Annotated in this window: 2 protein-coding genes; both read left to right on the top strand. The window is 69.5% G+C overall.

Annotation, left to right across the window (positions count from 1 at the left end; genetic code table 11):
• Window positions 1-6,248 (top strand): non-ribosomal peptide synthetase (locus tag LDQ05_RS17880; protein ID WP_372461151.1); only part of this gene is annotated, 6,248 nt, incomplete at its 5' end.
• Window positions 6,249-6,672: 424 nt separating this feature from the next.
• Window positions 6,673-11,515 (top strand): non-ribosomal peptide synthetase (locus LDQ05_RS17875; RefSeq protein WP_226438298.1); only part of this gene is annotated, 4,843 nt, incomplete at its 3' end.

Here is an 11,515-nt window from a genome sequence, read left to right as displayed (position 1 = left end):
CGACGGCGGGGTTGCACAATCTGTACGGTCCGACCGAGGCTGCGGTGGATGTGACGTATCACGCGGTGTCGGAGGCGGACGAGGTGTCCGTGCCGATCGGTGTTCCGGTGTGGAACACCCGTGTCTACGTGTTGGATTCGCGTCTGCATCCGGTGCCGGTGGGTGTTGCGGGTGAGTTGTATCTGGCGGGTGTGCAGTTGGCCCGCGGATACATGACGCGACCCGATCTGACCGCGGATCGGTTCGTGGCCTCACCGTTCGCGGCGGGTGAGCGGTTGTATCGCACGGGTGATGCGGTGCGGTGGCGCGCAGACGGTGAGTTGGAGTACATCGGGCGCACCGATTTCCAGGTGAAGCTGCGGGGTCTGCGGATCGAGCTCGGTGAGATCGAGTCGGTTGTGCGGGCGGATCCGGCGGTGTCGTCGGCGGTCGTGGTGGTGCGTGACGAGATGCTGGTGGCGTACGTGGTGCCGTCGCCGGGTTCGACGGTCGATCCGGGCGAGGTGATCGCGGCGGCGGGCGCGGTGCTGCCGGGGTACATGGTGCCGTCGCAGGTGATGGTGCTCGAGGCGTTGCCACTCAACGCGTCGGGGAAGGTCGATCGCAAGGCGCTGCCGGCGCCGGTGTTCGAGCAGACCGTCTTCCGGGCGCCGACGAACCCGGTGGAGGAGATCGTGGCGTCGGTGTTCGCCGAGGTGCTCGATCTCGAACGGGTCGGTCTCGACGACGATTTCTTCGCCCTCGGTGGCAACTCGCTGATCGCCACGCGAGTGGCAGCGCGACTCGGCGCGGCGCTCGACACCGAGGTGCCGGTGCGGGTGTTGTTCGAGGCATCGTCGGTGCTGGCGCTGGCGGGCCTGCTCGAATCGCACGTGGGTTCCGGTGGCCGAGTGGCGTTGACGGCGCAGCCGCGGCCGGAGCGGGTGCCGTTGTCGTTGGCGCAGCAGCGGATGTGGTTCTTGAACCGGTTCGACCCGACCTCGACCGTCGACAACATCCCCTTCGCGCTCGGTCTGCGCGGCCGCGTCGACGTCGACGCCATGCAGCACGCCGTGGGTGATCTGCTGACCCGTCACGAGATCCTGCGCACGGTGTATCCGGAAGACGACGGTGTCGGCTACCAGAAGGTTCTCCCCGTCGCCGATGCGATACCGGATCTCGGCCCGGAACGGGTCGACGAACAGGACATCGTGAACCGCGTCCGGGAGTTCGCCTCGGCCGGATTCGATCTGGCCGTGGAGACACCGTTGCGTGCGCGTCTGCTGCGGGTCTCGGAATCCGAGCACGTGCTCGTGTTCGTGGTCCATCACATCGCGGCGGACGGGTTCTCGATGACGCCGTTCACACGTGACGTGATGGTGGCGTACGAGGCGCGGACCCGCGGGCAGGAGCCGGGGTGGGCGCCGTTGCCGGTGCAGTACGCGGACTACGCGATCTGGCAGCGGGCGGTGCTCGGGGACGAGTCGGATCCCGGTTCGGTGGCGGCTCGGCAGATCGGGTACTGGTCGCAGGCGTTGGCGGGACTGCCCGAGTCGCTGGAGTTGCCCACCGATCGACCACGTCCGGCGGTGGCGTCCGGACGAGGCGCGGTGCACGATTTCGTCATCGATTCGCAGTTGCACGAGGCGCTGGTCCGGGTGGGTCGCGAGCACGGTGCGTCGCTGTTCATGGTGGTGCATGCGGCGTTGGCGGTGTTGTTGTCGCGGTTGTCCGGTGGGGACGACGTGGCGGTGGGGACGCCGGTGGCGGGTCGTGGTGAGCAGGTGCTCGACGATCTGGTGGGGATGTTCGTGAACACGTTGGTGTTGCGGACGTCGGTGGATCCGGGTGAGTCGTTCGAGGAGTTGTTGGCGCGTACCCGTGAGGTGGATCTGGGTGCGTTCGCGCATGCGGATGTGCCGTTCGAGCGGTTGGTGGAGGAGCTCGATCCGGTTCGGTCGCAGGCGCATCATCCGTTGTTCCAGGTGATGTTGACGTTCCAGAATCTCGGTGGCGGCGACATCGCGCTCCCGGGTCTCGACGTCAGCGGATACGAGATCGATACGGGCAACGCGAAATTCGATCTGCAGCTCACGCTGTGGGAGCCGACCGCGGGGCGGAATCGCAACGATGGACTGTCGGCTCGCTTCACGTACGCGACCGACCTGTTCGACGAGTCGACCGTGCGTGATTTCGGACGACGCTTCGTGCGGATCCTCGAGGCACTCGTCGCGGGAACCGACGGCGCGGTCGGCGACATCGCGCTGGTGGACGCCGACGAGCTCGCGCTGCTGGCAGGACCGGTGATCGGCGGTCGCGCCCCCGAGCTCACCGACGCCACGCTCGTCGACCGATTCGAGACCGCAGTTCGTGCGCACCCCGACGCCGTGGCCGTGCGGTCCGGCGACGACACGATCTCGTACGCGGACCTCGCCACGCGGGTGCACCGGTTGGCGCATCATCTGATCGCCTGCGGTGTCGGCCCGGAATCGCTCGTCGCAGTTGCGCTGCCGCGGTCCGCGGACCTGGTCGTGGCGCTGCTCGCGGTCCTCGAGGCGGGCGGCGGCTATCTGCCCGTCGACCCCACCTACCCGGCCGACCGCATCGGGTACATGCTCGCCGATGCCCGGCCGGTGTGCGCGCTGTCCTGGTCCGGCAGCGACGTGTCGTTCCCCGAATCCCTTCCGGTGGTGGACATCGACGGTGTCGACCTCTCGACCCTCCCGGATATCGCTCCGACGGATACGGATCGGACCGCGGCGTTGCGTCCGTCGAACACCGCCTACGTGATCTACACGTCGGGGTCGACGGGGCGCCCCAAGGGTGTCGCCGTGCCGCACGTCACGGTGACCCGTCTGCTGGCGAACACCGAAGAGCTGTACGGATTCGACGAGACGGATGTGTGGACCCTGTTCCACAGCTACGCGTTCGACTTCTCGGTGTGGGAGCTGTGGGGGTCGCTCGCCTACGGCGGCACCCTCGTGGTCGTCGACTATCTGACGTCGCGATCGCCCGACGCGTTCCGTGAACTCGTGGCGCGGGACGGGGTGACGGTGCTGAACCAGACACCGTCGGCGTTCTACCAGTTCGCCGAAGCGGACCGAGCCGCCGGTGCCGACGGGCCTCAGTTGTCGCTCGAGTGGGTGATCTTCGGTGGTGAGGCACTCGAACCGCGCAGGCTCGCACCGTGGTTCGCGCGTCACGGTGGTCGGCGTCCGAGGCTCGTGAACATGTACGGGATCACCGAGACCACGGTGCATGTGTCGTTCCGTGAGGTGCCGGCCGAATGGGCTGCCGCCGGAGCGCCGTCCGTGATCGGTGGCCCGCTTCCCGGACTGCGTGCATACGTCCTCGATCGTCGCCTGCATCCCGTGCCGGTGGGCGTCGCCGGCGAGATGTACATCGCCGGTGGCCAGGTCACCCGCGGCTATCTGGGTCGCCCGGATCTGACGTCGGCGCGATTCGTGGCGAACCCGTTCGCCGACGACGGATCCCTGCTGTACCGCACCGGAGATGTCGCCCGGTGGACCGGTGACGGTGAACTCGAGTACGTCGGGCGCGCCGACGACCAGGTCAAGGTCCGCGGATTCCGTATCGAACTCGGTGAGATCGAGGCCGCTGTGCTCGCGCACCCGGCCGTCGGTGACGCAGCCGTGATCGTCCGCGAGGATCTTCCCGGAGATCAGCGGATCGTGGCGTACGTCGCCCCCACCGGAGACCTCGCCGCCGACACCCTCGACCCCGCGGGGATCGGTGGGTTCGCTGCCCGATCGCTGCCCGAGTACATGGTTCCGTCGCACGTCGTCGTGCTGGACGCGATCCCGCTCACGGTCAACGGCAAACTCGACCGGCGCTCGCTGCCGGCTCCGGAAGCGCGGGTACGTGAGTTCCGGGCACCGCGGAATCGGATCGAGCGCGCAGTGGCCGACGTGATCGCCGAGGTACTCGGACTCGACCGGGTCGGTCTCGACGACGACTTCTTCGACCTCGGCGGGAACTCGCTCGTGGCGACGCGTGTCGCGGCACGGCTCGGACACGAACTCGACACCCCGGTCGCGGTACGGATGTTGTTCGAGACGTCCGGTGTGGAAGCGTTGGCCGCGGCACTGGAACCGCTCGCGGGGTCGGGGAACCGTCCCGCGGTGGTCGCGCGGGACCGGCAGGACCGGGCACCGCTGTCCCTCGCGCAGCGCCGGATGTGGCTGCTCAACCAGCTGGACACCGACGCGGCCGGCTACAACATTCCGCTCGTGCTGCGGCTGACCGGGAGTCTGGACGTGCCGGCGCTCGTCGCATCGCTCCGCGACGTCGTGCAACGGCACGAGGCGCTGCGCACGATGTACCCGAGCGACGCGGACGGCCCGTACCAGCAGGTACTCGGTTCGGACGCGGTGGCGGAGACGGTCGTCGAATCCGTGTCCGCGGACGAGGTACCGGGCCGGGTCGCCTCCCTCGTCGGGCGTGGATTCGATGTGGCGGCCGGTGTTCCGATCCGGTCCGCTCTCCTGAACGTGGCCGCCGACGAGCACGTTCTCGTACTGGTGGTGCACCACATCTCCGCGGACGGCGAGTCGATGGCACCGCTGGCGCGCGACGCGATGCTCGCCTATGCCGCGCGTATCGGCGGTGGCGCGCCTGCCTGGCCCGCCCTGACGGTGCAGTACGCCGATTTCGCGCTGTGGCAGCACGACGTGATCGGCGATCCCGCCACGGCCGGGTCCGTGGCCGCCGAGCAGGTGCGCTTCTGGACGGACGCTCTCGCCGCGGCGCCGCGACGGGCGCACCTGCCCACCGACCGTCCGCGTCCGGCGGAGCCGACCGGTCGCGGTGGTGTGGTGGATGTCACGATCGCCGGGCCGCTGCACGAGCGGCTCCGCGAGACGGCCCGTGAGCACCGGGCTTCGGTGTTCATGGTCGTCCACGCGGCGCTCGCCGTCGTGCTGTCGCGGCTCGGTGGCAGTGCAGACGTCGTGATCGGCGCACCCGTCGCAGGTCGCGGCGACCGCGCACTCGACGACCTGGTGGGCATGTTCGTCAACACGGTCGCGCTCCCGGTGACCGTGGATCCGGCCGCCGGGTTCGGTGCGCTCGTCGAGCGGGTACGTGACGCGGATCTGGCTGCCTTCGCCCACACGGACGTGCCGTTCGAGGAGGTCGTGGATGCTCTCGGCACCCAGGGCACACCGTTCGAGGTCGCGTTGTCGATGGAACCCGCCGCCGACGCCCGGCTGGAGTTGCCGGGGCTGTCGGTGTCGTCCGTCGCCTCGGGGGTGCCGGTGGCGAAGTTCGATCTGCAACTGACCCTGGGAACCGGGCCCGACGGTGAACTCGGAGGTACGTGGCTCTACTCGACGGACGTGTTCGACGAGGCGACGGTCGTGACACTGACGGATCGCCTCACCACCGTGCTCACGCAGGCCACGGCGGACCCCGAGGCGCCGGTGGGAGAACTGGATCTGATGACCGAGGCGGAGCGGACTCTCGTCCTCGGCGCCGGCTCGCAGGCGACCGGATCCGTCTCGGCGGCAGAACCCGTGGACCGCCGGATCGCCGCCGCGGTGGAGGAGGACCCCGACGCGCCGGCCGTGATCGTCGACGGATCCGAGCTGTCGTACCGCGAGATCGACGAGGCGTCGTCGAGACTCGCCCGCCTGCTCCTCGCCGACGGCTTCGGCCCGGGCGACCGGATCGGGGTGGTCGTCGAACCGACCGCCGCCACCGTCGTGGCGCTGTGGGCGGTCGTGAAGGCCGAGGCCGCCGTCGTGGCGCTCGCGGCCGGGGTGCGGGCGGAAGATCCGCCCGCGTGTGTGATCGGACGCGGTGCCCACGAGGGGGCGCCGTCGATCGATCCGGGGGACTCCGCGGTCGGGGCACGGCTCGCCGCGTTGTCGTCCCGTCCGATCGGTCGCGCCGACCGCACCGCACCGGCGAAGGACACCGACCCGGCGTTCGCGGATGCGTCCGGGGTGCTGCAGGACCGAGCGGGGTTCGCGGCCGCGATCGATGCGTCCGTCGGCGATCTCGGGCTCGACTACGAGTCCCGGCTGGCGGCGGCGGTGTCCGATCCCGCCCACGTCGCCCGATGGATTCTCCTCGCAGCCGTCTCGGGCGCCGCGGTCGTACTTGGCGACACGAGCCGCGACGCCTTCGTCGACCTGCTCGCCGACGAGTGGGTGAGCCACGCACTCGTCGGTGAGATCGACGCCGCGCGGGTCCGGGAGGCCGAGCTGCCGGATCTGGACGAGGTCGTCACCCCGGACCGGCTCTGAGCACCCCGCTCCCCGCACGTCGTGACCGAGGCGCAGCGGGGACGCGGTGTGGTACCGGCGGGTAACAGGCACGGGTCGCCGTTCGATCATTCAGGAGGGGCCGGACGTCCGGCCCCTCCTGAAGGTGTGCGCGTGAGGGGTGAGCCGAGGACAGCGGCGGTCGGGCCGGTCGCCGACCGTCGGTGGGATTCGGCCGGCAGGTACCCGACTGCAACAATGGGTCGATGTGTCCAGTGCCGGCGCACAGGACCGGAGGGCGGCACCGAGGCCGGGGTGAACAGTAGTTCACCGGGTCGTGTGTCGATTCGGCTCGGCAGAGGCCGGGCCGCAGGGAAGACGTGAAGGTGGGTTGTTCGATGCGCCGAGGGACTCCTCGACAGACTGTTCGACTGCAGGAGATCACGGCATGAGGGAGGAACGTTCGATGACCCGTACACCCGCCGACCGGTCGACCCGCCGCGAACGGCCCGCACGGACTCGGCGCAGCCGCACCCCGCTTCTTCCCCAGTTGCTCGCCACCGCCGTCGACCGTGACCCCACACGGGTCGCGTTGCGGTTCGACGGACGGTCCCTCACGTACGCCGAACTCGACGAGTGGTCGTCGAGGCTCGCCCGTGTCCTCATCGCTCGCGGACTCGGGCCCGGCGACTTCGTCGCGGTGTCCATCCCTCGCTCCATCGAGTCGATCCTCGCGGTGTGGGCGGTCGCGAAGACCGGTGCCGCCTTCGTCCCGGTCGACCCCAACTATCCCGACGACCGGATCCGGCACATGCTGTCGACGTCCGAGGTGTCGCTCGGGATGACCGTCGCGGCGACCCGACCGACGCTGCCCGGCGACATCGAATGGCTCGAGGTCGACACCCCCGATGTCGAGGCCGAGGTGTCGGCGCAGAGCAGCGAGCCGGTCACGTATTCGGACCGGCTCCGGACCCTGAGGGTCGACGACTGCGCCTACGTGATCTTCACGTCCGGGTCGACGGGTGTCCCGAAGGGCGTGGTGGTCACCCACGGCGGCCTGAACAATCTCCTGGTCGAGCAGCAACGCACCCTCGGCGCGACCGGGGACTCGAAGGTCATGCATTTCGCGACCCCGAGCTTCGACACATCGCTGTTCGAGCTGCTGCTGACGCTCAGCGCCTCGGCGACCATGGTGATCGTCCCTCCCGGCGTCGTGGGCGGCACCGAACTCGAGGACCTGATCGCGGCGGAACGCGTCACCCACGTCGTGGGGACCCCGTCGATGCTGGCCTCGGTCGATCCGTCGGATCTGGACTCGATCGAGATGGGCCTCGTCGGTGGTGAGGTGTGCCCGCCCGAACTCGTTCAGCGGTGGCGCACCGCGCGGTTCCACAATGCGTACGGTCCGACCGAGACCACGATCATCACCAACATCAGCCCCGTGCTCGAGCCGGGCGACCCCGTCACCATCGGTGGCCCCATCCCCGGCGTCCAGGCGTACGTGCTCGACGGACGCCTCCAGCCGGTGCCGGTGGGTGTCGCCGGTGAGCTGTACCTCGCCGGTCCGCAGCTCGCGCGCGGATACATCGGTCAGCCCGCGCGGACGGCCGAACGATTCGTCGCCGACCCCGTCGGTGGTGGCCGCATGTACCGCACCGGCGACGTCGTCCGGTGGACCGTGCGGGACGGGGTCCGTGACCTCGAATACGTCGGCCGCAGCGACTCGCAGGTCAAGCTCCGCGGGTTCCGGGTCGAACTCGGCGAGATCGACAGTGTGCTCAGTGAGCATCCCGCCGTCGACTTCGTGGCGACGACGGTACGCGAACTCCCCTCCGGGGACGCGGCGCTCGTGACCTATGTGCTTCCCGTGCCGGGCGACGGATTCGACATCGACGCACTGCGGACACATGCGCGCGAGGTGCTGCCCCGACACATGGTGCCGGCCGCGATCGTCCCGATCGACGCGATCCCCCTGACCCCCGTCGGCAAACTCGACACCGATGCGCTTCCGGAACCGGTGTTCGAAGCGCGCGAGTACCGGGCCCCCGAGACGGATGCGCAACAGCGCGTCGCCGGCGCGGTGGCGGAGGTTCTCGGTATCGATGCGGTGGGTCTCGACGACGACTTCTTCGAGCTCGGCGGAAACTCGTTGCTCGCCGCGAAACTGGCGGGGCGTCTCGGCGCCGCCTTCGACCGCCGTGTCCAGGTCAGGACGCTGTTCGAGGTGTCGGGCATCGCGGAGCTCGCGGAGGTCCTCGATTCGGAGAGTGCTCCCGCACCGTATGTGCCGCTCGAGCCGCAGCCGCGCGGTGAACGCATCCCGCTGTCGCTCGCCCAGCAGCGCATGTGGTTCCTCAATCGGTTCGAACCGGAGTCGACGGCCTACAACATTCCGGTGGCGCTGCGGTTGTCCGGCGATCTCGACCACACGATTCTCGAGGATGCCCTGCGCGACCTCGTCGAACGTCACGAGGTGCTGCGCACGCTCTACCCGGAGCACGACGGTGTCGGATACCAGGTGGTGCTGCCCGAATCCGAGGTCACCACCGACCTCGACCCGGTCACGGTCGACGATGCGGACATCGCGGCGGTGGTCGCGGAGTACGTCGCCGCGCCGTTCGACGTGACCACCGATGTTCCGGTCCGGGTGCGGTTGTTCCGCCTCGCACCCACCGAGCACATCCTGGTGCTGTCGCTGCACCACATCGCCGCGGACGGCTACTCGCTCGCGCCACTGACGCGAGATGTGATGACGGCCTACCTGGCGCGCAGCGGCGGCGCAGCCCCGTCGTGGGAGCCGCTCGCCGTGCAGTACGCGGACTACGCACTGTGGCAACGCCGCGTGCTCGGTTCCGAGTCGGACGCGGAGTCGGTGATCTCGCAGCAGATCGCCTACTGGACGGAGGCGCTCGCGGGCGCTCCCGAGGTCCTGGGCCTGCCCACCGACCGTCCCCGCCCCGCCGTCCAGTCCTTCGAGGGCGGCACCGTGCCGGTGCGGATCCCCGCCGATGTGCACCGGGCGGTCGCCGAACTGGCCCAGCAGACCAACGCCACGACATTCATGGTCGTGCACGCCGCATGGTCGGTGTTGCTGGCGCGACTGTCGGGCACCGACGACATCACGGTCGGCACCCCGATCGCCGGCCGCGGTGAGCCCGAGCTCGACGACCTCGTCGGGATGTTCGTCAACACCCTCGCGCTCCGGACCCGGCTCGACCGCGGTGAGGAGTTCGCGGATCTCGTCGCCCGCGTGCGCACCACCGATCTCGGGGCGTTCGCGAACGCCGACGTGCCGTTCGAGCGGCTCGTCGAGGTGCTCGATCCGGTCCGCTCGACGGCACACCACCCGATCTTCCAGGTGGGCCTGTCGTTCCAGAACCTCGAGCGTTCGGTGTTCGAACTGCCGGGTCTCGCCCTGTCGGCGGTCGAACTCGAGCACCGCACCTCGCAGTTCGACCTCCACCTGATCGTCGGCGACACCTTCGGTGACGGCGGTGAGCCCGCCGGGATCGACGGCACACTCACCTACGCGTCGGCGCTGTTCGACGCCGCGACCGCCGAGGCGATCGTCGGTCGCTTCGTACGGGTGCTCGCTGCTCTCGTCGCCGAGCCGCACACGGCGATCGGTGACGTCCCGGTGCTGGACGACCGGGAACTCGGAGCCGTGACGGCGGCGGGTGCGGGTCGGAGTGTGTCCGTTCCGGCGGTCACGTTGCCGGATCTGTTCGCCGAGCAGGTCGGTGCCCGTGGTGCGGCGACCGCGGTGGTGACCGATGACGCGGTGCTGACGTATGCGGAGTTCGCGGCGCGTGTGTATCCGCTCGCCCGGTATCTGATCTCGTCGGGGGTCGGGCCGGATTCGCGTGTGGTGCTGGCGATGCCGCGGTCGGTGGAGTTGTTGGTGGCGATGTATGCGGTCGCGGCGGCCGGTGGTGCCTATGTGCCGGTGGATCCGGACCAGCCCGCCGAGCGTGTCGCATATCTGCTCGACCTCGCCGACCCGGCGCTGGTGCTCACCCTCCGGGGCGTCGACGGGGTGTCCGTCGGTGTTCCCGTCGTGGTTGTCGACGATCTGGATGTGTCGTCGTATTCGTCTGCGCCGGTTGTGGATTCGGAGCGTGTCGGTGCTCTGTTGCCGGGTCATGCGGCCTATGTGATCTTCACGTCGGGGTCGACGGGCCGTCCGAAGGGTGTGACGGTGCCGCATTCGGCGGTGGTCAACCAGTTGGTGTGGAAGCGGGATGCGTTCGGGCTCGGTGGGTCGGATGCGGTGTTGCTCAAGACGGCGGCGACGTTCGATCTGTCGGTGTGGGAGTTCTGGTCGGCGACGGTGTCCGGGGGCGCGGTGGTGTTGGCGCGGGCGGGTGGCCAACAGGACCCGGAGTACCTCGATGCACTGATGCGCGCGGGGTCGGTCACGACGCTGCACACCGTGCCGACGATGCTCGACGCGCTGCTCACCGTCGGCGACGGCGCCCTCCCTCCGTCGGTGCGGCAGGTCCTCGCGATCGGTGAGGCACTCCCCGCCGACCTGGCCCGGCGCTTCCGGGCGACCAACACGGCCCGCCTGGTGAACCTGTACGGCCCCGCCGAGGCTGCGGTGTCGGTGACCGCGCACGCGGTGTCGGAGGCGGATGCGGTGTCGGTGCCGATCGGTGTTCCGGAGTGGAATGTCGGTGTGCGGGTGCTGGATGCGCGGTTGCGGCCGGTTCCGGTGGGTGTTGCGGGTGAGTTGTATCTGTCGGGTGTGCAGTTGGCCCGGGGGTATCACGGGCGTGCGGATCTGACGGCGGATCGGTTCGTGGCGGATCTGGTCGGTGCGGGTGAGCGGATGTATCGCACGGGGGATCTGGTGCGGTGGGTTCGTGGTGGGTCCGGGGTGCTCGAGTTGGAGTATCTGGGGCGGACCGATTTCCAGGTGAAGTTGCGGGGTTTCCGGATCGAGCTCGGCGAGATCGAAGCGGCACTGCTCGCGGACCCGTCCGTATCCGCCGGTGTGGTGACCCTGTTCGGTGATCCGCGCATCGGCGACCGGCTCGTCGGGTACGTCAGCCCGGCGCCCGGGGCCACCGTCGACCCCGAAGCACTGCTCGGGGCACTGACGGATCGGCTCCCCGGTTACATGGTGCCGGACGCGGTGGTGGTGCTCGAGGCGTTGCCGTTGAATGTGAACGGGAAGGTCGATCGCAAGGCGTTGCCGGCGCCGGTGTTCGAGGCGGTGGTGTTCCGTGCGCCGACGACGCCGGTGGAGGAGATCGTGGCGTCGGTGTTCGCCGAGGTGCTCGGTGTGGACCGGGTGGGGTTGGACG

The sequence above is a fragment of the Rhodococcus yananensis genome, assembly GCF_020515525.1.
GTDB lineage: Bacteria > Actinomycetota > Actinomycetes > Mycobacteriales > Mycobacteriaceae > Rhodococcus > Rhodococcus yananensis.
Note: the sequence above shows the minus strand (reverse complement) of the source record. Positions and strands in the feature narration are given on the sequence as shown.